This is a genomic window from Spirosoma endbachense, assembly GCF_010233585.1.
Lineage (GTDB): Bacteria > Bacteroidota > Bacteroidia > Cytophagales > Spirosomataceae > Spirosoma > Spirosoma endbachense.
Genome location: NZ_CP045997.1, coordinates 8,390,477 through 8,415,379, shown reverse-complemented (window position 1 = coordinate 8,415,379; position 24,903 = coordinate 8,390,477). Strand labels below are relative to the sequence as shown.

The 24,903-nt window shown below is 49.1% G+C and carries 15 protein-coding genes and 1 tRNA gene; 12 read left to right on the top strand and 4 right to left on the bottom strand.

Features of this window, described 5'->3' with window-relative positions:
• The first annotated feature begins 776 nt into the window (after positions 1 to 776).
• Complete coding sequence (locus tag GJR95_RS34110; protein ID WP_162390108.1) at positions 777 to 7,784, top strand: choice-of-anchor Q domain-containing protein; 7,008 nt, start codon at positions 777 to 779, stop codon at positions 7,782 to 7,784.
• Between the two features lie 131 nt (positions 7,785 to 7,915).
• Here the strand turns inward: GJR95_RS34110 and GJR95_RS34105 are convergent.
• From GJR95_RS34105 to GJR95_RS34090, 4 genes are all read right to left on the bottom strand, one after another.
• Positions 7,916 to 7,989, bottom strand: a tRNA-Asn gene (locus tag GJR95_RS34105).
• A gap of 141 nt (positions 7,990 to 8,130) precedes the next feature.
• Positions 8,131 to 8,463 carry a PH domain-containing protein gene (locus GJR95_RS34100; RefSeq protein ID WP_162390107.1) on the bottom strand — a complete coding sequence of 111 codons (333 nt, stop codon included), beginning with the start codon at positions 8,461 to 8,463 and terminating at the stop codon, positions 8,131 to 8,133.
• Between the two features lie 104 nt (positions 8,464 to 8,567).
• Positions 8,568 to 9,197, bottom strand: a complete 630-nt coding sequence (rsmG, locus tag GJR95_RS34095; RefSeq protein ID WP_162390106.1) for a 16S rRNA (guanine(527)-N(7))-methyltransferase RsmG — start codon at positions 9,195 to 9,197, stop codon at positions 8,568 to 8,570.
• A gap of 73 nt (positions 9,198 to 9,270) precedes the next feature.
• Positions 9,271 to 10,446: a glycosyltransferase gene (locus GJR95_RS34090; protein ID WP_232540955.1), complete on the bottom strand. Its 1,176-nt coding sequence runs from the start codon at positions 10,444 to 10,446 to the stop codon at positions 9,271 to 9,273.
• Between the two features lie 162 nt (positions 10,447 to 10,608).
• Here GJR95_RS34090 and tgt point away from each other — a divergent pair, with 162 nt between their 5' ends.
• The 11 genes from tgt (at position 10,609) to wecB (ending at position 24,901) form a co-directional block, all read left to right on the top strand.
• Positions 10,609 to 11,739, top strand: coding sequence for a tRNA guanosine(34) transglycosylase Tgt (gene tgt / locus GJR95_RS34085; RefSeq protein WP_162390105.1), 1,131 nt, complete (start codon positions 10,609 to 10,611; stop codon positions 11,737 to 11,739).
• A gap of 171 nt (positions 11,740 to 11,910) precedes the next feature.
• On the top strand, positions 11,911 to 14,250 hold the full coding sequence (locus GJR95_RS34080) for an SLBB domain-containing protein (RefSeq protein WP_232540954.1): 2,340 nt from the start codon (positions 11,911 to 11,913) through the stop codon (positions 14,248 to 14,250).
• A gap of 18 nt (positions 14,251 to 14,268) precedes the next feature.
• Positions 14,269 to 15,354, top strand: coding sequence for a GumC domain-containing protein (locus GJR95_RS34075; RefSeq protein WP_232540953.1), 1,086 nt, complete (start codon positions 14,269 to 14,271; stop codon positions 15,352 to 15,354).
• A gap of 79 nt (positions 15,355 to 15,433) precedes the next feature.
• On the top strand, positions 15,434 to 16,726 hold the full coding sequence (locus GJR95_RS34070) for a nucleotide sugar dehydrogenase (protein WP_162390104.1): 1,293 nt from the start codon (positions 15,434 to 15,436) through the stop codon (positions 16,724 to 16,726).
• An 11-nt stretch (positions 16,727 to 16,737) separates the two neighbouring features.
• Complete coding sequence (locus GJR95_RS34065; RefSeq protein WP_162390103.1) at positions 16,738 to 17,772, top strand: CgeB family protein; 1,035 nt, start codon at positions 16,738 to 16,740, stop codon at positions 17,770 to 17,772.
• Between the two features lie 3 nt (positions 17,773 to 17,775).
• The gene (locus GJR95_RS34060; protein WP_162390102.1) at positions 17,776 to 19,035 is read left to right on the top strand and encodes a lipopolysaccharide biosynthesis protein; all 1,260 of its coding nucleotides are present in this window, start codon (positions 17,776 to 17,778) and stop codon (positions 19,033 to 19,035) included.
• Entirely contained in the window at positions 19,019 to 20,512 is a 1,494-nt protein-coding gene (locus GJR95_RS34055; protein WP_162390101.1) for a hypothetical protein, read from the top strand. The genes GJR95_RS34060 and GJR95_RS34055 overlap by 17 nt, the downstream gene beginning before the upstream one ends.
• Positions 20,509 to 21,510, top strand: coding sequence for a glycosyltransferase family 4 protein (locus tag GJR95_RS34050; protein WP_162390100.1), 1,002 nt, complete (start codon positions 20,509 to 20,511; stop codon positions 21,508 to 21,510). The genes GJR95_RS34055 and GJR95_RS34050 overlap by 4 nt, the downstream gene beginning before the upstream one ends.
• Positions 21,511 to 21,523: 13 nt before the next feature.
• Positions 21,524 to 22,636, top strand: coding sequence for a glycosyltransferase family 4 protein (locus GJR95_RS34045; protein ID WP_162390099.1), 1,113 nt, complete (start codon positions 21,524 to 21,526; stop codon positions 22,634 to 22,636).
• Positions 22,633 to 23,823: a Gfo/Idh/MocA family protein gene (locus GJR95_RS34040; RefSeq protein ID WP_162390098.1), complete on the top strand. Its 1,191-nt coding sequence runs from the start codon at positions 22,633 to 22,635 to the stop codon at positions 23,821 to 23,823. The genes GJR95_RS34045 and GJR95_RS34040 overlap by 4 nt, the downstream gene beginning before the upstream one ends.
• Complete coding sequence (gene wecB, locus GJR95_RS34035) at positions 23,807 to 24,901, top strand: non-hydrolyzing UDP-N-acetylglucosamine 2-epimerase (RefSeq protein WP_162390097.1); 1,095 nt, start codon at positions 23,807 to 23,809, stop codon at positions 24,899 to 24,901. Before GJR95_RS34040 ends, wecB begins: the two co-directional genes overlap by 17 nt.
• Positions 24,902 to 24,903 lie beyond the last annotated feature (2 nt).

Sequence of the window (24,903 nt, the reverse complement as noted above, 5' to 3'; positions counted from 1 at the left end):
CAATCGCCCAGCTCAGCCTGGGAGTCTGCCATCCACTTTTTAAAGCGTCACATCACTTCTTTTTTAGCCCTTTTAGATAAAAAAAGCCCCCACTAAGCCCAACATGGAACATCCGTTATCGTATTTGGAACATCTGTTATCGTCTCTATTGGGGGGGAGTTAGAACTTTACAGCGCGAAAGCAAGCCCATCCGGCAATCTCCAATCAGATAATCCAAGGATGCTCAACTCATACTAACCTATAGCCTGATGCAACCTATACGACCTTACTGCCTCCTGTCCTGATGCCCTGATTGAATACTGGCCTGCTCTCTCTAGCCCTATCCAGTTCATCAGATTTTCACCCAAGGCATAAACAAGTCTCAACTTTACCGATACGCACTATGAAAAAACTTCTTCCTACTAACTCCATTTTTCTCAGCTCGACACGTCGTTGGATTAGGCTACTGTATTGTTGACTGCTATGGGTAACTACTGCCCGAGCAAGCACCTTTCCTGTTTCTACCACGGCTAACTCGGGAGCTGGTTCACGGCAGCAGTCTATTCTGGATGCCAATGCCAATCCTCATAGTTGTGAGCCATTGGCGCAGTTGTTACGCCGATGGAAAGGCATGTTCTCCTACCCGCCCACGTAATTACGCCGTTCGGAGACTGCACAAGACCAACTCAGTTTTGCCAATGCCTGGTGGGAACCATACCGGAATAATCTTTTCTGGTATCGTTTAATTTTTAAGTCTACTACGTCAGCATAAATTCTATACTTTTTTGTCCTGACCCATGATCAACGTTTACCGTTCCGTTTTATTCGCTATTATTTTGTCCAGCCTGCTGCTGGGGTTGCCGCATACAGGTTGGACGCAGGTAATCCGCTACGTCAGCACCACCGGCACCAACGCTAACCCCGCCAGTGCCACCAGTTGGGCTACCTCCACTACCAACCTGCAAGGGGCTATCAATGCCAGCAGTGCTGGGGATCAGGTCTGGGTACGTTCGGGAACGTTTAAGCCTACCCTTACGGCGGCCCGCGACATTAGTTTTTCGATGAAAAACGGGGTGGCGATCTATGGTGGTTTTGTGGGCAACGAGACCAGCCTGAGCCAGCGAGCTGCCATCAATCCCACGGCAGGAACTCCCTCCAGCACCACGCTTTCCGGCAATCTGGATAGCGATAACACCCCGAACAACAATAGCTTCCACGTCATCAACAACAACTCAATCGGGCTAACGAACACGGCTATTCTCGATGGTTTTGTGATTGCTGATGGCGCTGCCAATGGGAGTGGTACGGCGGGATATGGGGACGGTAGTCTGGGATACGTTCTCAGTGGAGACGATCTCGGCGGGGGAGTGTTTAACGGCGCGGGCTTCAATGGAAACCAATGCAGCCCCACGTTCCGGTTCTGTACATTTGCGAATAATCAGGCATCGCAAAAAGGCGGGGCTATGTTCAATAAGGGGTATGAAGGAGGCATCTGTGACCCGGTACTGACCAACTGCGCTTTTCTGAACAATCAGGCCAACGGTGGGGGCGCTATCCTCAGCTGGGGCGATGGGTATGTGTACACCGGCTTTAGCAGACCAGTACTGACCAACTGTGCCTTTTGGAGTAATCAGGCTACGTATGGCGGAGCTATGTACAACGATGGAGCTAAGGGCAATAGTAGCCCGGTGCTGACTAACTGTGCCTTTCTCGGCAATCAGGCTCAGATCGGCGGGGCCATGTTCAATGATACGTTCACGGGTTTCTGTAACCTGGTGCTGACCAGCAGTACCTTCCAGAGCAACGTAGCATCCAGTGCCGGTGGGGCTTTGTTCAACAATACGTTCAGCAACGTCAGTGTAGTGCTGGCCAACAGCGTTCTATTTAACAATGGGGGAGCCAACAGCGTCGCCGGGGCCACGGCAGCTGCTACCTTCACGGCTACCTATACCCTGCTGGAAAGTTCCATTACGGGTGTCAACATCAGCGGCCCAGGCAACCTCCTCGCCACTACCACACCCTTTGCCAGCACCAGCAGTGCGGCTCTGGCGGTTGGCTCGGCAGCCATCAATGCGGGTAACCCAGCCAGCCAGACCGTTGTCAATGGGCCGTATTCAGCCACAGCCCTGCCCGTTACCGACTTCCAGGGGAATCAGCGTATCGTGGGCGGGCGTGTGGACATGGGCGCAGTGGAGTCCCCGACCGTTGCTTCTGCACCACCCATGCGGCTCTACGTCGCGGCCAGCCAGACGACCAACATAGCCGACGGGCTAACCTGGTCCAGTGCCTTCCCCAACCTGCAATCAGCACTCACCTATCCTAACAGCCAAAGCCTGACAGAAATCTGGGTGGCTGCGGGTACGTATAAACCCACTGCGACCACGACCCGGACCCTGAGTTTCCAGATGCGGAATGGCCTGGCGATTTACGGCGGCTTCCGGGGCAACGAATTAGACCTCAGCCTACGCCCGGCCATCAACCCTGTAACGGGCAGCCCATCCAGTAGTACGCTCTCCGGCGACATTGACAACGACGGGACGCTGAATGGTAACAGCATACACCTCATCAACAACCCCACCGGGCTCACTACCACCGCCGTGCTGGATGGGTTTGTGCTGACGGGAGGCAATGCCGATGGCAGTTCCCCCAACGAGCGGGGCGGGGGCATTCTGAACAACGGCGGCAGTAGCCCCACCCTGCGGAACCTGATGTTCGAGAACAACTCGGCGCAGTTAGGCGGGGCTCTATTCAACAGCGGGGGTAGTGCAGTCGTTACCAACAGTAATTTCCAGCGAAACATATCGACCGGGTTTGGCGGGGCCATTTATAGCGATGGAGCGAGTACCTACGCCCTTACAAACTGTGGTTTTCGAGAAAATCGTGCGGTCAATGGGGGGGCACTTGCCGCGCTTGCCGCTAGCCAGCCGACCATCACCAACTGTACGTTTCTGAGCAATACGGCCACCAGCGGGGGCGGGGTACTCTTTGCCGACAATAGCAGCCCTTTGTTTATAAGCGGTAGCTTTCAGAACAATCAGGGAGGGAGTGGGGGCATCTCGGCTATCCAGAACAATGCGGCTCCAGTGCTGACCAACTGTGTACTGTTTGGCAACGGAGGAGCCAATACATTCAACAGTCTCGTCACCGTGCAGTATAGCATGCTCGACCAAACCGTTATCCGGTATACCAGCGACCCCACCAACCTGACCATTACGGCCTCGCCCTTTGTCAGCACCACACCCGGCACGCCCAGCGATCTGGCCCTGAATGGCTGTACTCCTGCCATAAACGCGGGTAACCCAGCCAGCCAGACGGTGGCTTCGGGACCGTATTCGACTACGGCCTTGCCTGCCACCGACTTGCTGGGGAACCCGCGCATCCGGGGCAACCGGGTCGATATGGGGGCTATTGAGTACCAGACCACCCCGAACCCATATGTAGGCATTACCCAGCAACCATCCGCCAATGGGTTGGCTTGCGCGGGGTCCCCCTATTCATCAGTGCCGGTGAGCGCGTCGGGGACGGGGCCGCTGACCTTCCAGTGGTACAAAGCTGGCCCTTCCGGGATTCCGGTCCTACTGCCCGACCAGACTTCGGCCACGTTGAGCTTGCCGTCGGCGCAGACTGCCGATTCGGGCAACTACTCAGTAGTGGTGACGGGAGCCTGTAATTCTGTGACCAGTACTGCTTTTAGCCTGACGGTGAATCTCACGCCCAGCCGCCTGTACGTGCGGGCCAACGCGATGGGTGCTGGCACGGGCCTGTCGTGGGCCGATGCCTTCCCCGATCTGCAAACCGCCCTCGCCTATGGATATGGTAATAGCTGCGCCCAGAACCTAACCGAAATCTGGGTGGCACAAGGCGTCTATAAACCTACTTCTTCCACCGACCGCATGGTGAGCTTCGCGATGCGGAACGGAGTGAGTATCTTCGGCGGGTTTGTGGGCAACGAGACCAGCCTGAGTCAGCGACCCACTATCAACCTCGCTAACGGTCCCGGCGGGGCATCGCAACCCAGCAGTAGTACGCTCAGTGGCGACATCGGTGCGGTGGGCAACAACGCCGACAACAGCAATCACGTCATTAGCAACCCGCGGGGACTTGACGCTTCGGCTGTGCTGGACGGCTTCGTGATTACCGGCGGCAACGGCGATTTGGGCGGGGGCGTGTACAATAATGGTATCTATGTGGACGTGACTACCTACAATATCAGTTTTTGCAATCCTACGTTTCGCAACTGCGCGTTTGTGAGTAACTCGGCGGGACAGGGTGGAGCCATCTATAACAACGGTTTTCGAGGGGCGGCTAGCCCTACGCTGCTCAATTGCCTGTTTCAGGGCAATTCGGCCAATCAGGGTGGAGCTATCTATAACAACTCAACGGCGGGGAGTGGAGCGAATCCGAAGCTCATCAGCTGCGCATTTCTGGGCAATTCGGCGGGACAAGGCGGAACTGTCTTTACCTTCTCGTATGCAGATGGCAGCAGTCCGGAATTCATAAACTGCTCCTGGCAGGGCAACTCGGCGGGGCAGGGCAGTGTCCTGTTCAACCGAAGCGAAGGCTATTTTGTGACTATCAATCCCGTGCTCACCAACTGTGTGCTGTTTGGTAATGGGGGAGGCAATACATTTGTCAACAGCAGCGAGGGCAATAGTGTCTTTGCCAGCGTGTCGGCCAATTACTCCCTGATGGAGCCGTCGGTGGGAGGGTATAACGGAAGTCAGAATATTATTACAAACATCGCTCCTTTTGTGAGTACGACTACCGTAGCCCTCAACACCTGTACGCTGGCTATCGACTCCGCCAACCCGACGACTACCTCGGCTACGGTGGGCAACACCGACCTGTCGGGCAATCCACGGGTTGTGCATAATGGTCTCGACCGGGGGGCTGTAGAGTTACAGGAGACGCCTGTGGCCTACGCGGGCTTTATCAGCCAACCGGCAGCCGGTTCGCTCGTTTGTGTGGGAACCGCTGTGAACGTACCCGTCAGCGTAAGCGGTACGGAGCCGTTGAGTTACCAGTGGTATAAAACAAGTTCGTCGGGAGGAACGATACTGGTAAATAATCAAACCTCAGCTACGCTCATGCTGCCCTCAGTTACCACCGGAGATGCAGGTAGCTATTCGGTTGTGGTGACAGGTAGCTGTAACTCCGTGACCAGCACCGCTTTCAACCTGACAACGCCCACCTTGACTGCGGGTACGCTCACCTGCGCACAAACCAGCGTGACACTAACCGCAACAGGCGGCAGCCAGTACGCCTTTGCCGGGCCAGGTGGTGGGTCAACAGGGATTGTTAGTCAGGACATAAACAGTGGCATGGCAGTGGTTAATGTAGCCGGGGTGTACTCGGCTACGGTTACGGATGCAGGGGGGTGTGTCAGTTCGCTCACGGTACTAGTGACCAGCAACACTACCCCGCCCCCGGTGATGCTAGAGGCTAGTGCGACGGTGCTTTGCAACCAGTCGAGCCTGACACTGACGGCGACGGGCGGCACCAGTTATACTCTCCTGGGTACCAGCAATTCTACCGGAGTGTTCGTTTTTTCCGGCGGTAGTTTTCCGGTGGGTGTGCAAACGTTCACCGTGGCGGCTACCCCCACCAACGGTTGCGCTACGGCGGCCATGGTGAGTGTTACGTTTGTGGATGCTAAGCGCCTGTACGTGCGGGCAGGAGCTGATGCAACTGGCAATGGGCTAAGTTGGGCAACGGCCTTTCCCGATCTAAAAACGGCTCTTACCTATAATGGTGTCTGCGCCCAGAACCTGACCGAAATCTGGGTGGCTCAGGGCGTCTATAAACCCACCTCTACGACCGACCGCAACGCCAGTTTCCAAATGCGGAACGGGGTAGCGATTTATGGTGGTTTTGTGGGCAACGAAACCAGTCTGAGCCAGCGACCCATCATCAACCTCGTTGACAGTCCCGGCGGGGCATCGCAACCCAGCAGCTCCACCCTCAGTGGTGACATCGGTCAGGTGGGAAACCCCGCCGACAACAGCTATCACGTCATCAACCATCAATACGGTTTGTATCTCGACGCTTCAGCGGTGCTGGATGGTTTTGTTATTACGGGCGGCAATGCGAATGAGAATAGTTTCCCGGACAATAGTGGTGGAGGTATATACAACGATTATAGCAGCCCTATGCTGGTTAACTGTTTGCTGCAGGGCAACAATGCAGCCTTCTTTGCCGGAGCCATGATGAATATTGCTAATAATTCGGTGCTGACGAACTGCGCTTTTCGGGGCAATACGGCTGCTGGGGGCGGGGCCATCGGCAACGCCAGCAGTGCCCCGCTATTGGTGAACTGTAGCCTACAAGGCAATACGGCTTCTGAGGGCGGTGGGGCTATTTATAACACCGACGGCAACCCGGTGCTGGTGAACTGTAGCCTACAGGGCAATACAGCTCCCGCAGGTGGAGTCGTATACAATGGCATCCGTAGTAGCCTTCGCCTGACTAATTCTGTAGTATTCAATAACGGGGGGAGTACTACGTTCTTTAACCCCGATGGCACCGTTACCGCTACCTACAGTCTTTTCGACAACAGCGTGACGGGCTACATCAGCGACCCCACCAACCTGACAACAGTCACCTCACCCTTTGCATCGACCACGAGCGTGGGACTGAACCCCTGCTCACCGGCCATCAACGTGGGAAATCCAGCCAGCCTGACCTCTATTACGGGGCCCTACTCCGAAACGGTCCTACCGGCAACCGATCTGGCCGGTAATTCGCGTATCGTGGGTGGTCGGGTGGATATGGGGGCCGTAGAATATCAGGCGGAGACGCTGGTAATTATACAACAGCCGGTGGCAGGCTCGGCCGTCTGCGGGGGAAGTACGGTGGTGGCCAGTGTGCGTGTGAATGGTTCTGCCTCTGCGTATCAGTGGTACAGGAACGGTACTGCCCTGACAGGTATTGCCTCGGCGACGACCGCCAGCCTGACGCTGACCAACGTGCAGACCGGAGATGCAGGAAGCTATTCGGTGGTTATTAGTGGTGATTGTCTCAGCCTGACCAGCACAGCATTCGGCCTGACGGTGAATAGCCCGCCAACGGTAACGTTGACGGCCAGTATCTCCCTGCTCACCTGTACTACCCCCACCGCTACCCTGACCGCCAGTGGAGCAGCCGGCGCTCCTGGCACTTCCTATAGCTTTAGTGGCCCCGGTATCCTGGCTTCGAATCCGACCAGTGGTACGGCGCTGGTCAATGCGACTGGCAGCTATTCGGTCACCGTGACGACGGCCAATGGCTGCTCGGCAACGGCCAGTATTGCATTGAGTTACCAGAATTGTGCCCCTACGGTAGCGAACAACATCCCATCTCAATCGGCCACAGTAGGTAATTCGTTCAGTTACAGCATCCCGACTAACACTTTCACCGATGCCGAAACCCCCAACAGTCTCATCCTCTCGGTGGTAGGCTTGCCAGCTGGTCTAAGTTTTGTTTCTCCCAATACGATCACGGGTGTACCTTCGACAACGGTGGGTTCCCCTTTCAGCGTAACGGTGGTAGCCAGCGATCCGGGGGGTGGGTCGGTAGCGACGATTTTCCAACTGAGTGTGAGCCAGGCAGGCGGCTGTAACAGCATGTACACCATAAAAGCAGGCAATTGGACGGATGTCAGCGTATGGTCGTGTGGGCGGTTACCGACAGGAACGGACGTGGTAACTTTGAATCATGCCGTAAATCTGCCGGCTAGTTATCAGGGGCAGGCCTTACGGATGATTTATTCCCTAGCTGGGAACCTGGTGATGGAGGCCAATAGTCGGTTGCAGCTGGGAAGTAATTAGATAGTTTTTCTATGAAGTAACTTAAGATTAAATAATCGTTTATCAATAACTTGACTGAGTTAGGGTCAACCTTTTTCAGGAAACGGCAGTAAAAAAGAAAAGCCTCAAAACAGATGTTTTGAGGCTTTTTGCTCCCGAAGCTGGGCTCGAACCAGCGACCCTCTGATTAACAGTCAGATGCTCTAACCGACTGAGCTATTCGGGAATCGTGGTGCAAAAGTAGTGCAGAGAACGACACCACGCAAGAGATTTCTGTAAAAAAATGCGATAAGACGCCAGGGAAATAGATGCTTATTGCGCAACTTAATGACAGTCAGAGCAAAACATGACGTAAAAAAATCAATAGTTAACGTGTTGGATAACCTCCCTGTGCCGGGCCACCGAATGTGTCAGGACGATGACTGGGAACATTCTGTAAGATCAGATCCTTGATTCGCCGGGCGTCTCCCTTTGTGAAATTCTTAATGACAATCTCCGGACGGGCACGGGGAATAACCCGAACTGTCGCGAAGAACAAGCCATTATCAATCTCTACCCCTGAGATATCAGAATAGAAGACAAAATTGTCAGTGCCTCCTATCAATTTACGCACTCGAAACGTAACCCCTTTATCGCTAAATTCAACCTCGTCGCGGTTGATGGGATCTTTAAAACTGCTGCTGTGGAATTTTTCTGCCATAGTGTGTGAACCGGTATTTAGCTGATTAGAGGATTAACTGGATTTTGTAACAAGCTTCTCATGAAAGCAAAACCTGATTAATCCCTGAATCCCTTAAATCCCGGTTATTTTTTAGGGATGTATATTACTTTTTTAGTTTCAAAAAACGGCTCATCAAAATAGTCTGAGAGGTCGTAAACCCGGTAACGATCAGGTACTTCCGCAAGCTCTTCTGCCAGATCACCCCCTTTTAGGTACAAAACACCATTGGGGCGGTCGTTGTTGCCCGACTTATGAATTTTGTAGCGTACCCAGCCCAAAAATGGTTTTAGTCGTGTAACGGCCCGGCTTACCACAAAGTCGTACGTTGTGGTTAATTGTTCAACACGGGTTTGTTCGGCTTTGACGTTCGATAGCTCTAAGGCAGTCGATACCTCCTGTACTACTTTTATTTTTTTGCCAATACTGTCTACTAAATGGAAATCGACGAGCGGGAATAAAATAGCTAGCGGTATTCCCGGAAAGCCACCCCCTGTTCCAACATCTAAAATCTCGGTTCCCGGTTTGAATTGCACGATTTTGGCAATTCCGAGTGAGTGCAGGATATGCTTTTCATACAGTGCATCAATATCCTGCCGGGAAACTACGTTAATTTTGGCATTCCAGTCACGGTAGAGGCCATCCAGAGCCTCAAAGCGTTCTTTCTGTTGGGCCGTTAAACCAGGAAAATACTTCAATAAAATGTCTATATTCATGCTGTCTGTACTTTGAGCAGTTACCTTCTGGGCTACACTACATAAAACAATTGTATGCCCTGACCAGACTGCCTTATCGCCAGTAAATTCGTTTTGTACGGCGTGTAATTAGCGTTTTTACGCCCGCAATGGCAAAATAAATTGCCAATGCCAAGTCCATAAGTGGCACAAGACCCCAATGCACTGTGTGGGCCAGTCGGTAACTAATACGTCCGACGATACCCCAGAATGCCAATATCCGAAACGCAAATGCGCCCGTACTGATTAGCAAAAGTAGCCATTCATTGGCTGTAAACGTATAAGAGCGGCTTACACACCATAAAACGATCAGGCCAATAAATAAGCCAATAATCCAGGTCAATACATGCGAACCTGTCAGTAAACCAAGTCGGAGTTTATTGCCCGGTTTATAATAGTTGCCTACATTGAGATGTCTGCGTTTTTGGAGCCGCCATTCAGCCCATGTCTCCTTTGGCTTCGACCACATAAACGTGGCCGGGTTCAGGCACACTGCGGTGTTTTGAGCAGTTGCTACTTCATTGACAAAGAGGTCATCGTCGCCACCAGACACATTCATGTGCGTGTAGAATCCCCGGTTAGCGAAGAACAGTTGTGTGCGATAGGCCAGATTACGACCTACCCCCATATAAGGTCGGCCTGCCAGCGCTAACGAGAAGTATTGTACAGCCGTAAAAAGTGTCTCAAATCGAATGAGCAGATTTAACAATCCTGGCTGATAATCATAAGGTGAAAAGCCCAGGACAATCTTTTTCGCTTCGTCTACCAGCGGAGCCGCCATACCCGCCAGCCAGTCTGTTGAAGCAGGACGACAGTCGGCATCGGTTACAAGCACAGTAGGGTATAGGGCTTTTTTCAATGCAATGGTGAGGGCATATTTCTTGGGCGTCACATGCTCGTACTCCTTATCAATGCGTATAGACCGAACTCGGCTCAGGTCAATAGCCGCCTGTTCCAGAAATTCGATAGTGCCGTCAGTCGAGCGATCATCCATCACCAGGACTTCGAATGCTGGGTAGTTCTGGTCGTTTAACAAGGGTAATAGTTCAACCAGATTTTCCAGTTCGTTTCGGGCACAAACGATAATCGTGACTCCCTGAAGTTCCGAAAAGCTTGCCGACTCATCAGGATCATTGCTTTTGCTGAGTGCTGTGCGGGAAAAGACAAAGAGAATATAAATAAGCTGAATACTGACCATGACTAGCCAGAGTATCAGCAACGCAGTGATCACAAAGAAAGGGGAGCTTTACTCGTTAAGTGAATGGTTTTCTGAATCGAAGCGCAAAGATATGGGAGTAGGGGGCAGGGAGCAAGGGTCAGGAGTATATTGTACAAAGCCAGAGCGATAAGTCAGCTCCTTGCCCCTTGCTCCCTGCTCGTGTATCTTTGTGGTATGACATTTTCTATTACTGCCCAAGATCCGCAGTCGAAAGCCCGTACGGGTACACTCACTACTGATCATGGGCCAATTCAGACACCAATTTTTATGCCCGTTGGGACGGCCGGGACGGTGAAAGCCGTTCACCAGCGTGAACTCGAAACCGACATCAATGCCGAAATTATTCTGGGTAATACCTATCACCTCTACCTGCGGCCAGGTCTTGAGGTAGTAGGTCAGGCGGGTGGCTTGCATGCGTTCAATGGGTGGCGTCGGCCAATTCTGACCGATTCGGGCGGTTATCAGGTGTATTCATTGTCGAATACGCGAAAGATTAAGGAAGAAGGAGTTACCTTCAAATCACACATTGACGGTTCGAAACATATGTTTACACCCGAGGGTGTAATGGATATTCAACGAACTATCGGAGCCGATATCATAATGGCATTCGACGAGTGTACGCCTTATCCCTGTGAGTACACCTACGCCCGGCAGTCGATGGAGATGACACACCGCTGGCTCGATCGATGTATTAACCGTTTTGATACGACTGAAGGACATTATGGCTATCGGCAAACCCTATTTCCGATCGTTCAGGGAAGTACCTATTCGGATCTGCGAAAGCAGTCGGCTGAAGTGATTGCATCAAAAGAACGCGAGGGGAATGCCATTGGTGGATTAGCGGTAGGCGAGCCAGCCGAAGAAATGTATTCGACTATTGACCTGGTTAATAGTATCTTACCTATCGATAAGCCTCGTTATTTGATGGGCGTTGGAACGCCCGCTAACATTCTGGAGGCAATTGCCTTAGGCGTCGATATGTTCGATTGCGTAATGCCGACGCGGAATGCACGGCACGGAATTCTATTCACGACTGAGGGTATTATCAATATCAAAAATGAAAAATGGAGCCGTGATTTTAGTCCACTAGACTCTGGCCTTGGGGGGTATGCCAGCACATTCTACTCTAAAGCGTATTTACGACATCTCTTTAAAGCCGAAGAATTGTTGAGTGGGCAAATTGCCAGCTTACACAATCTAACCTTTTATCTGTGGCTTGTTCGGCAGGCGCGTACCCATATTGCGGCAGGCGATTTTTTGTCCTGGAAAAACGGCATAGTTGCTCGGTTAATGCAGCGCCTGTAACCTAGCGCCGAAGCCTGAAAAATCAAGTATTAAGGAGATACCCGCTTGTGTAAATTAGCGGGTATTTTTATTTTTAATACTTATATGTAGTCGAATGTTTTAATTAAATCTATATGTTTGTGGCCAGATAAGGAAAAAGTTATAAAGGTTTAACTTGTTAATCTGACTGAAGTGCTGGGTATTTGTTTTAGTCTCTTACGATCTCGTAAAGCCCTATTTTTAATTGGATTTTATATAACGCTCAATGGATCAGCGCAACAGGTAGAAAATTTAACCGACGGACAGATACAGCAGTTTGTCCAACAGGCGCAAAGCACGGGTATGTCGGAAACGCAAATCGAACAAATGGCACGAAGTCGGGGCTTTACGTTAGCTGATATCGATAAAATGCGTCAGCGCATTAGTCGGCTAACGGACGGAACGCCAAAATCAACGACAATTTCTACCGGACATAGTCCTGCCGAAACGAATGTAATTCGTGAACAACCTGCACTTCCCGTGTCCGTTCCAGTTTTAGTTGAATCGCCCGTTTTTGGAGCCTCCTTATTTACAAATTCCAGCCTGACGTTTGAACCAAATTTGCGCATCCCAACGCCCCGCAATTATCAGATTGGCCCTGAAGATGAGCTTGTTGTTGATGTATATGGCAATGCGCAACAAACCTACCGTCCTAAGGTAAGCCCCGAAGGAAGTATTCGCATTGAAAACCTGAGCCCTATTTACGTGAATGGACTCACTATTGATCAGGCAGAGCAGCGAATCGTTGGGCGACTCCGGGCACTTTACCAGGGACTAAATTCGACCGGAAGTGGTATTGGTGCTCAGGTTACGCTTGGCAGTATCCGGAGTATCAAAGTAACAATGCTGGGACAGGTTGTTCGGCCAGGAACCTACACATTGTCATCACTGGCAACGGTTTTTAATGCCCTTTATGCCTGCGGTGGGCCTTCGCCCGACAGGGGTTCGTTTCGGGCTATTCGGGTCTATCGGGGCAATCGGCTCGTGCGTACCCTCGATGTATATGATTTTCTACTCAGGGCTGACCAGAAGGATAATATTCGGCTGCTCGATCAGGATATTGTGTTTATTGATCACGCCAGCACCCGAATCGAATTGTCAGGAGAAGTAAAACAGCCCGGCATTTATGAAACCGGGCCAGACGAAACGCTCCGAACCATTCTGAATTTTGCCGGAGGGTATACGGATCGAGCGTATACAGCCTCTATCGGTGTGCGCCGAAATACACCAACTGAACAGCAGCTACTTACGATCGCCGGGAGTGAAATCGGTAGTTTTCTGCCGAAACCGGGCGATCACTACACGATTGGTTCGATTCTAAACCGGGTTGAGAATAAAGTAACGATTACTGGTGCCGTATTTCGACCGGGGGAGTTTTCGCTGGAAAAGAACACAACGATTCTGCAACTTATTAAGAACGCTGAAGGGCTGCGCGAGGACGCTTTTCTAAATCTTGCAACCATTCGTAGACTTCGCCCTAACCTTGACCCGGAAGTGATTTCGATTGATCTGGGGAAACTACTAAGGGGCGAACGGCCTGATATGGTGCTCCATCGCGAAGACGTTGTACAGATTAATTCTATCAGTGAGCTTCGTCAGGAACGAACCGTTTCGATTAAGGGGGCCGTAAACAAAGGGGGAACCTTCACGTTTGCCGATAGCATGACTGTTGCCAATCTGATCGTTCTGGCGGGTGGTTTTTCAGAGAGCGCTATCCCATCGCGTATGGAAATTGCCCGACGTGTCAAAAATGATACGACGGGATTGCCCAACGGGCAGAATATTCGCATCATTGCGTTTGAGATTGACCAGAATCTACGGCTTAGTCCGGCCGATGCCAAACTCATATTAATGCCTTTCGATCAGGTGTTTGTCCGGACATCGCCCCGCTATGAAGTTCAGAAAGGAGCTACCATAAATGGGGAAGTACTCTATCCCGGACCTTACGCAATTCGAACCTCTGCCGATCGAATTACGGACCTGATTGAACGGGCGGGTGGTCTAAAGCCTGAGGCCTATTTATCAGCGGCCCGTTTAACACGCAAGGGGGAGATTATATCCATTAATATGCGGACAATCCTTGAAAATCCGGCTGATCTGGGGAATCTCTTACTTGATGATGGCGATTCATTAACAATTCCGCGTCGGGTTGAATTAGTTCGGATTCGTGGCGAAGTACTAAATCCAGCTACTGTAGAATATGATCCAGCCAAATCGTTTCGGGGATACATCGCTGAAGCGGGTAATTTCACGAAAAAGGCCCTACGTCGGAAAATCTATGTGATGGATGCTAATGGCAAAATAAGACCGACTAAATCGTTTCTGGGTATTCATCAATTTCCAAAGCCGGAACGCGGCATGGAAATTATAGTGCCAGCCGAACCTGAAAGGGAACAAAATAAAACGTCACCGGCTGAACGGGTAGCCACACTGAGTGTAATAGCTTCGGCGGCAGCGGTCGTATTATCGGCCTTACGCATCTTCATGAACTAATAGCTAACGGAACTAAAGATGGTAGCGCAATCGCCTGATAATGTGGAGAATATAGGCAGTAACTGGCCTGATCTATCGCTAGAAACTAGTATTCGCATTGCCTGGCAAGGACGGCTTCGGCTGGTAATCAGTACAGCTCTGTTCGCTATATTGGGTGTATTTATTGCGTTAATAACCACTCCGGAGTTCGTATCGGATGCCCGAATTATGCCGGAAATGAACAGCGGCTCAGGTGGAATATTTAAACGGTTAGCCTCCGTAGCCGGATTTGCGGGTATGGATTTGTCGGATGCTGAAGGTGTTGATGCTGTTCGTCCTGATTTGTATCCGAATGTACTACAAAGCACGCCTTTTGTGCTGTATCTGCTCGATCAGGTTGTTGTCCAGACAAACGGAGAACGAACTACAGTCGCCAACCTATTGATGCCTACTGACGACTGGTCGCTCATAAACTGGCTCCAGAGAGATCAGGAAGAGAGAGTAGCTCCGTTCAAACAGATTGCAGGCAAACCGGTAAAACTGACGAGAAGGCAGGAGAAACTGGTAGAAGAAATTGGTAAACGGGTGAATGCAAAGCTGGATACGCGTTCCGGCATAATCACCATAACCGCTAAAATGCCCGATGCCAGCGGTGCAGCTACAGTGGCGCAATTATCGATGGATTACCTAACGCAGTATGTGACAAGTTATCGCACCGAAAAAGCCAGGCAGGACCTACAATTCTATTCCCGGCGATTGGCCGAAGCTCGTCAACGTTACCAAATGGCGCAGTATTCCGTTTTTCACTATAACGATCAACACAAATACTACGTTGTGCAGGCGGCAACTATGGAAAAACAGCGTATGGAAGCTGAATTAGCCATTGCCCAGACAGTTTATACCGAATTGTCACGGCAGTTTGAGCAGGCAAAACTCAAAGTTCAGGAGCAAACACCCGTTTTTAAGGTGCTTGAACCGGCTAAGATACCGCTCATACGCGTATCACCTAAACGATCTATTCTGGTTTTAGGCTATGCTATTGCCGGATTCTTGTTGGGGGTTGTTTATCTGGTTACGCAACAAATTGACCTGCTCCACAGATTGAAAGCGATCATAAAGGACTGATTAGTCTACTGCTGACTTCTGCTATCTGCTTTGGAGTTCACGAGTTCTTTTCCATTTTAATAAACCTAATTGATATACCTTGTTCAACGTACTTAAACAGAAGGAAAAGCAAATAGCAGTGATCGGATTAGGCTATGTTGGCCTCCCGATTGCCCTTGAATTTGCCAGGCAGTTTCGCGTTATCGGCTTCGACATTAATGAAGACCGTATTGCGATGATGCAGCGGGGAGAAGATCCTTCGCGGGAGATTTCACCGGATGCTTTTTCCCACGCAGATATAAGCTTCACCGCTAACCCTGATGATTTGAAATCGGCCAACTTCTTCGTTGTAGCGGTTCCAACACCCGTAGATGATTATAAGGTGCCTGATTTGAAACCGCTTCAGCGGGCCTCTGAACTAGTTGGACGGGCATTAAAACCAGGCGATTATGTTGTCTATGAATCCACGGTTTATCCAGGATGTACGGAAGATGACTGCGTTCCTGTACTGGAAAAAAACTCTGGCTTAAAGCTGGGGAAGGGCTTCAAAGTTGGTTATTCACCCGAACGCATCAACCCTGGCGACAAACAGCACACACTGACGACTATTCTGAAAGTCGTGTCGGGTAACGATACCGAAGCATTACGGGAGATTGCGGCTGTTTATGGCGCCATCATCCAGGCCGGAGTTTATCAGGCTCCCTCTATTAAAGTGGCCGAAGCTGCTAAAGTGATCGAAAATGTACAGCGTGATCTGAATATCTCGCTAATGAATGAATTGTCGATCATTTTTGACAAAATGGGGATAGATACGCATGAGGTACTGAAAGCTGCTGGTACAAAATGGAATTTTCTGCCCTTTACACCGGGACTGGTGGGTGGTCATTGTATTGGTATTGATCCTTATTATCTGCTCTATAAAGCCCGGCAACTGGGATATGACCCGCAGGTGATCAATTCGGGGCGTCGGATCAACGACGGTATGCCTGCCTATATCGCTACCAAGTTGCTTCAAATGCTGCTTCAGCGGGGAAAGAACCCGCGTCAGACGAAGGTGCTGGTTATGGGGCTAACCTTTAAGGAAAATGTGTCAGACATCCGTAACTCGAAGGTAGCCGATTTGGTGCGCGAACTCATGAAGTACGCTATTAATGTGCACCTGGTCGATCCTCATGCGTCGCCAAATGAAGTTGCCCAGGAATATCGAATGACATTGATGGACACCCCATCAAACCAGTATGATGGAATAATTGTGGCAGTAGGTCACGATGAATACAGGTCGCTCGATGTGTCATACTTTAAATCGCTCATGAACGGGGCACCGATTCTGATGGATTTGAAAGGCTTATTCACAATAACAAAAGGAGATGGGATCGAGTATTGGCGAATGTAACAGCTTTGTTCATGAAGATTAGTCTCATCGGCAGCAAGGCTTTCGATTCACTTGAGTACCACGTAAGTGAATCGTTACGGGTGTTGGGGCATGAAGTTCTACAGGTCGATGTCAGTGACGTATCATTTCTATCGGCCAGAGTCAATTATTGGGCTTCCCGCTTTAGCGAATCGTATGATCGTCTTATCGGCCTACAGTTGGCAGCCAAGGTGATCGCCGAGGGACCCGATCTGGTGTTGGTCGTTTACCGAAATCTGCACCCTATTTTGGTCGATGAGGTCAAAAAAAGGTTACCTGGTGTGCCGGTTGTTCAGATAAATCCAGATGCTTTGTCGAATCTTGAGAAGCAGCAAATCATTGCGGCCAATTTTGATCATTACTTTTCCAAAGAGCCCTATATGGTTGAATTTCTCCGGGACAAAGCAGGCGTAAACGCCCATTATCTGCCCGAAGGTTTCAATCCACGCGTTCATCAACGGCCAAAAATTGAGAAAGCTGGTGCTGAACGGGAAACGAAGATAGATGTACTGGTATTTGGCAGTTTGTACGCCTATCGTGCCAGAATGGTTGATCAGTTGATTCGGGCGGGAATCAACGTAGCAGTCTATGGCACCACAGGACCGTATCTGCTTTCCTCGATCATATCGGCCTTTCGCGAACAGTATCTTATCGGCGAACAGAAAAATCGAATTCTCTACGGTGCTAAAATTGTGTTCAATAATTTTCACTACGCTGAGGTCACATCCGTAAACCAGAAGTACTTTGAAATCAACGGCATTGGGGCGTTTCAGCTCTGCGACTACAAACCTACTCTGGACGAATATACCGCCGTTTCGGCCGAACGCGTCACCTATCGGACAATGAACGAAGCGATCGATAAAATACGCTACTATCTGGCTCATCCTGTCGAACGTTACCAAATCGCCGATCAGCAATATCTTCATTTTCAGCAAAACCACACTTTTGATCTTCGTATGAAGGAGATGCTTTCTGTAATAGGATACGCTGAATCGATAAGAAATTTAGAATCCAGTCAACTGCCGTAGCCCATGAATGCAGCGTTGATTTCGCTCAAGTTCAGGAATAAACCATTGTCCGTATTAATGAGTGGACAGGGTGTGGTCGCGTTGGCTAACCTGGTGTATGGCAAAGCAGTTGCCCTCTATATTTCGCCAATCGAGTGGGGGGGGTATAGTGTCCAGTTGGCCGTCATGCTGTTGCTGCATAGCCTTATGGTAACGCCAACAATTCAGTCTTTTAAGGCTGAGATGACAAGTTCGGATTACCGGCGGATTGTAAACTTTTACGGCCGGATCTTAGGGGTAATCTATATTGGTGTTTTCGCCTTGATGGCTATCGGGGCCGTTCTTTATACACATAACATAATCTGGGCGCTGGTGTGGGTAGCAGCCGTGGCGCAGGGGCTCTATTCTCTGAGTAACGATTCCCTGAACTTTGCTGGCAAACATAACACCTACTCGTTGCTACTGATCGGTTATGCGGTCTTTAATCTCCTGTTATATGGTGTCGTTGTCTGGGTTTTTGGACAGAATAAAGCCATAAATCTATGGCAGATACTAGCCTTGTTGAATGGCGTATTTGCTGTCGTATCAGTATGGCAGGCTATTCGACTTATTAATGGATTCAGGATTGACTATCAGGATTTTACCGATTGGTTCCCTACTGAACTTCTGCGCAAATACCAGTGCTATATATGGCCTTTGGTAAGCCTGGCTGTCTGGGGTTGGCTCATCAATTATGCAGACCGATATCTTATCCGCTTTTATATGACTGATGCTGACATTGGTCAGTATACACTGGGCTATGGCATAGGGTCGAAAATGCAGCTAGTTGTGACCCCCCTGATTGCGTTTCTGACGCCATTGATTTTTCAGTTAAAAGCCGACAGTAAACTGCCAAAAGAGGTGGATAAATTGCTCTGGCATTACCTCAAACGGTATTTCCTGATCGCGGGTGGACTGTGTATCGTGTTCTGGGCGACATACCCCTGGATCGGTCTGCTGCTCCTGTCGATGGCTTACAAACCGGCATTTGTTATAGGGCCGATTGTGGCATCCGGTTATCTATTTCTGACCTGTATTCATATTCTGGAGATCAAATGGTATGCTTATGGCCTGACCCGGTTTGTTTTATGGCACAATTGTGCGGGGGCGATCATGAATGTGATTCTGAATATTATTCTGATTCCTCGTTTGGGTATTGTAGGGGCCGCAATGGCAACATTACTGGGATTTGCAGGACAGTTCCTGATCGTGTTATGGTTATTTCAATATGATGCTAAGTCCTGACGATAAGAATTTTATACGGTATGCGGCTCTGGCTGGGGGAAGTGCACTGATCTCACTTTTTCTGCCATCCAATTATCTGCTGGTTTGTACCGGACTTCTGTCACTCACGGGTGGACTATATGGTTTTTCGACATTGCTGAAATCACCCGAAAGTCGATTCAATTTTTTTGTCGTTGGAGCAGTCGTTATTGTACTGGGAAGTTCACTGGGAATGTTGCTCAGTTTTGCCTCGACCTCACTGGTATCTTCTGATATATGGGAAATCACGATTGACTATGCTCACGCTACAACAGCCGATATTGCTCTTGCGCAGGCTTATACAAATGCATTTGCTATTGCGTTTCTGCTGATCGGCAATCGCCCCCAATTACAAAAAACGATAACGCTCATTAATCAGGATTTTCGGTATTGTCTGAAGGAACATAAAAAAATTATATATGCATTTGTCGTAGCTATTCTTATTTGCCAGATTTATTTGTTGAATACTGGGATAATAGTATATGGCGGAAAAAGTTTAGCTGATGAAGGAGAACCGACGCATCCATTATTAGCTCTAATTTCGCCAGTGGTTCCTGTGTTGCCTGTCGTGCTGGCATATTATTTGCGTGAAAATTTTTATGCTGGACAGAAATTAGGTGTACTACTGTGCCTCATTTTTTTATTAAACGAATTAGCCTGGTTTTTCCTCTTTGGCAGACGTAGTGTTATCTTCTTCTTTTTATTAACGTTAACTGGAATTTTCTTTGATAAATCATTAGATAAACGATTCTTATTGAAGAATATAATTCCAATTCTTATATGCTGTTATACGGCGGTTAAGATTGCCGATTTATATCATAAGATGCGTGTAGTTTATAGCTTTGAACAAGCTCAGCGGATGAGCATGGTTGATGTAATTTCTGGCCTAGAAAGTGCTGATAATGAGAAGTATAATCAGATTAGAAATATGAATGTTGCCGCTCGTGCGGCTTATAGCTCGCTTGCTCTTGCCCAATTTGTAAATTTATTCAGGACAACAAACAGCGCCCCGTTGATGGGGCAGGAGCTTCTTAATAGCATTCTATTTGCGACGCCAAGTAATTTTTTGGTGGATAAGAAAATGATACTGGCTAAGGAAGCACTTTATTCAAATGCCTATTCATTGGATATTACAGATATTAGTGAAACACTTTATCTGGAAGCGTTTATTGACTTTGGTTGGGCTGGTTTTTTTGTATATCCAGTCTTTATTTTTTTGTTATTCTCGCTTGTGTATGCTTTACTAAATAGTGTAAGAAATTCTTTGTTTTCATTGATTGTGGCTTGCGTATCGTTTTCATTGGCACTAATGATGATTGAAGTTGACATGATAATATTCCTGTCGACTATTCGAGCGCTTATTAGTTGCTATTTATTCGTAATTATTCTCAAAAGAAGAGCATCAGTTCAGCGCAACAAAGACGTAGTTTACACTATTCCTTACGAAATTATCGGATGACCATTACCTACCTATTTCGGAGCTCCGGTACTGGTCATAGCATCGAAACCCTATTCGGTGTTATTCAGCAGGAGGTGGGCAAGTCGTTGCCCGTAAACCACGTGCGATTACCACACATTAGTCAGGGAATTCGATCTGTTTGGAAGAACCTTCGGTTTGTGATCCGGCAACGATTCAACAGCATTGTACACATTACCGGGGATGTCCATTATACGGTTCTGGTCCTATCATCTTCCCGAACAATACTGACCATTCATGATTGCATCACGCTGGAAAAACATAGGAATGCTCCTTTACAGTATGCGTTCTTTTGGTGTTTTTGGTTTTACCTCCCAGTGCGCCGGGCTGCTGCCGTAACGGTCGTTTCTGAGAAAAGCCGACAGGAACTGATTCATTACTTAGGTCGAATTGCAGAAAAAGCTATCGTTGTATCAAACGCTTATCAGCCTGCATTTACATATCACCCAGGTTCATTCAATAAAGAGAAGCCAACACTTCTGCAGATTGGTACTGCTTCTCACAAGAATCTGCTCCGCTTAACGGCTGCCCTGGATGGGATAGCCTGTAAACTAATTATTATAGGTCCCTTGTCAGAATCTGTTACTGATGAGTTGATTGCTCGTCAAATAGCGTATGAAAATCACACGAACTTAAGCCAGGCGGAGATTCTACAGATGTACGTCAGGTGCGATATCGTACTTTTTGTCTCGACTTATGAAGGGTTTGGGATGCCTATTCTGGAGGCCAATGCGGTGGGTCGGGCGGTTGTTACATCGGATCGATCACCCATGCGAGAGGTAGCCGCCAACGCAGCTCTGCTCGTTGATCCGACTGATGTTACAGCGATTCAAAAGGGTATCCAGCGAGTAATCGACGACGACGATTATCGGCAGGCATTAATTGAAGAAGGGTTGCGAAATGCTGCGAATTATACAGTTGACGTTGTAGCTGCCCGCTATTTACCTATTTATCAGAAAATTGGGTGTAAACCAACTTAACAGGAAATCTGGTATGCATATCATGATGTCGGCAGACTGGTTTTATCCATCCCAAATGGGCGGTCCAAGTAATGGTATTTACTGGCAGGCCAAAGCGATGAGGCAAGCCGGGCGACAGGTAACAGTGGTGGCTACTTCACAGGATCTACCACCGACAGTTCCTATTGACCGTTGGCTGGAGATGGATTGTGGGCAGGTAATCTATACAAAAAACCCTCATTTCTATCTCCCTTTCAAACACATCTGGTATGCAATTGGCGCTATCCGCAAGGCCGATGTAGCCCATATCAACAGCTTATTCTACCCTAGTTCGGTGCTTCTGGTAATGGCTGCGCAACTATTGGGTAAACGCATCATTTGGGCACCACACGGAGAGTTAAGCCCTAGTGCGCTAAGTTATCGACCAAGATTGAAGCGACTCCTGCTTCGTTTGTTTCGGAGCATAAGTAAAGGAATTGTGTTTCATTCGACTTCTTTAGCCGAAACGGATCACATTCGAAAGCACTTTGGTCCGAATGCGGCCATAAGTGAAATTGAGAATATGATGGAAATGCCGCCAGTAGTTGAACGGAAGGCGCGAAACTACCTGCTTTTTATCGGACGCTTACATCCAATTAAGGCCATTGATCACCTGATTAAAGCACTGAGCGAATCAGTTATTTTTCGGAGGAGCGACTTTGTTTTGACGATTGCAGGACCTGATTCAGATGGCTATCTCCAGCATTTAAAAACACTCGCCAAAAGCGTGAATCTAGCGGAAAAGATAAACTTTGTTGGGCCGGTTTGGGGTACTGAAAAAGAGCAATTGTATGCTGATGCGCGGATAACCATCCTGCCGTCGCATGCCGAAAACTTCGGGAATGTCGTGATCGAGTCGTTAGCACAGGGTACACCCGTTGTTGCCTCGACAGGAACGCCCTGGCAATTGCTCGAAAGCGAACAGGCGGGTAGTTGGGTTGCCAATACACCCAATGAGCTACGGCAGGTGATCGAATACTACATACAAATGCCTTCAGAAACATACCACTTTTATCGTAAACAGGCGACAGAATTGGCGCATAGAAGGTTTGATATTTATGCAAATGTGGCGAAGTGGGAGAGGTTTTATGAGGAGGTAGCCAGATGAATAAACCGCTAGGACCCAGCGGAGAATTTAAGAAATTACTGCGTTTTGCCGGAATTTACGGTTGGTCACGGGCTATCAATAAAGCAATAGCCCGAACTCGCCCTCCCTGGTTACGACCTTTGGTTTTTATTCGCCGGAAACCGGCTATTTCGGTCATTGGATGCGGCCAGTTTGCCTTTAGTTGTGTGTGTTATTATCTGAAAAAACAAATCGGCACTGCGTTTCTGAGCGCATTTGATACGGATGGACAACAGGCCCGATCGCTGAGCCGGTACTATGGTTTTCGGGAAGTAACAACTACGCCGGATGCCTTACTGAATAATCCGGATCTGGCGGTTTTGTATGTGGTGTCGAACCATGCATCGCATACGGCCTATGCTGTAGAAGGATTGACCCGAAACAAAATCGTTTATGTCGAAAAACCTGTTTCGGTGACCCGACAACAACTGGTGAGGCTTTGTCAGGCGGTGCGGCAATCATCGGGTCAGGTGTTTGCAGGCTATAATCGACCTTACTCAAAAGCAATCCAATTGCTCCGAAAACGTGTGGATTCTTCTTCAGAAGCAGCTGGTTTTAGCATCAGCTATGTCATTAACGGGCATCAGATCCCGTCCGAACACTGGTATAGAAATGCTGAAGAAGGCACTCGGATCTGTGGCAATCTGGGTCACTGGATTGACCTGACCATTCATTTATTTTTCTGGCGAAGCATACCTGACTGGATTGACATTCAGATCGCTTATGCCAATCCGAATGAGCCGGACGACGATTTGACTGTAACGTTTACGACCGATCGTTATGACATCGTTTCGATCCTGTTAACGTCGCGGTCTGAGCCGTTTGAAGGGATTAGCGAATTCATCAATATTCAATATAACGACATCATCGCCCATATCGATGACTTTCGTCGGTTAACAATCTGGCAGGGGGCCGTAAAGAAAGTCTGGCGATTCTGGCCCAAAGATGTTGGTCACCAACGGGCAGTTATGCAGCCTTTTCTGGAAAATAATCGCAACTGGTTGGAAGTAGAGTTGTCCACCTTATTAATGCTGTTTATCCGGGATATGGTATTGAAACGGCAAACAGGCTTACGGTTTAATACGCATCAGGAACTAGCAGGCTTTGAGGCTGACCTACAGTCGGCTAGCCTATTATACCCACCGTTTACCCATGAAAAAAATTCTTAGTATTGTTGGAGCGCGCCCGAATTTTATGAAGGTTGCTCCCTTACATCGCGCTTTTCAGCATCATCCGGCTATTGAGTCGAAAATTATTCATACAGGCCAGCACTACGATGCGCGTATGAGTGATATCTTCTTCAATCAGCTCAATCTGCCTCAGCCTGATTATTACCTGGGCGTTGCAACAGGGACGCATACGCAGCAGACCGCCGAAATCATGCTGAAGTTCGAGGAGGTTATGCTTGTTGAGCAGCCAGATTGGGTGCTGGTTGTTGGAGATGTGACGAGTACGATTGCCTGTGCCCTGGTAGCCGTAAGAATGGGCGTTCGAATTGCTCACGTGGAGGCTGGCTTACGATCCGGCGACCGCCGAATGCCCGAAGAAATCAACCGAATCCTGACTGACTCGATTGCTGATACGCTGTTTGTGACGGAACAGGCGGGTGTCGATAATCTGAAGCGCGAAGGGGTAACTGACGAAAGAATTCAGTTCGTGGGTAACGTCATGATCGATTCACTGGTGCATTATCGCGCGAAAGCCAATGAGCTAACCAGCATAGAAAGCCTGGGGCTGAGCCCCCAGAGTTACGTACTGATAACGATGCATCGCCCGGCCAATGTCGATGCCGAAAAAGGACTACTACGTATTATCGAGATAGTGGCCAGTACTGCCCAGTACAAAACGGTGTTATTCCCCATGCATCCGCGTACGCGTTCTAGCCTGACGGAGTGTGGACTGATTGGCCAGCTAATGGCCATCCCGAATGTTCAGTTGCTGGAGCCACAAGGGTACCTGGAATTTCTGAACCTGATGGAACATGCGGCTATTGTGATCACCGATTCGGGAGGCATTCAGGAAGAAACAACTTATCTAAGAGTGCCCTGTCTGACGTTCCGTGATTCAACCGAGCGGCCCGTAACCGTCGAACTGGGGACCAATCAATTAGTAGCTGATCTGAATGCGCAAACCGTGCGCGAAAAAGTACTGGATGTGCTTAACGGCCGAACTAAACAGGGCGTCATCCCACCTTTGTGGGACGGGCAAGCGGCTGGCCGAATTGTTACAAAACTGATGGAAACATAAAA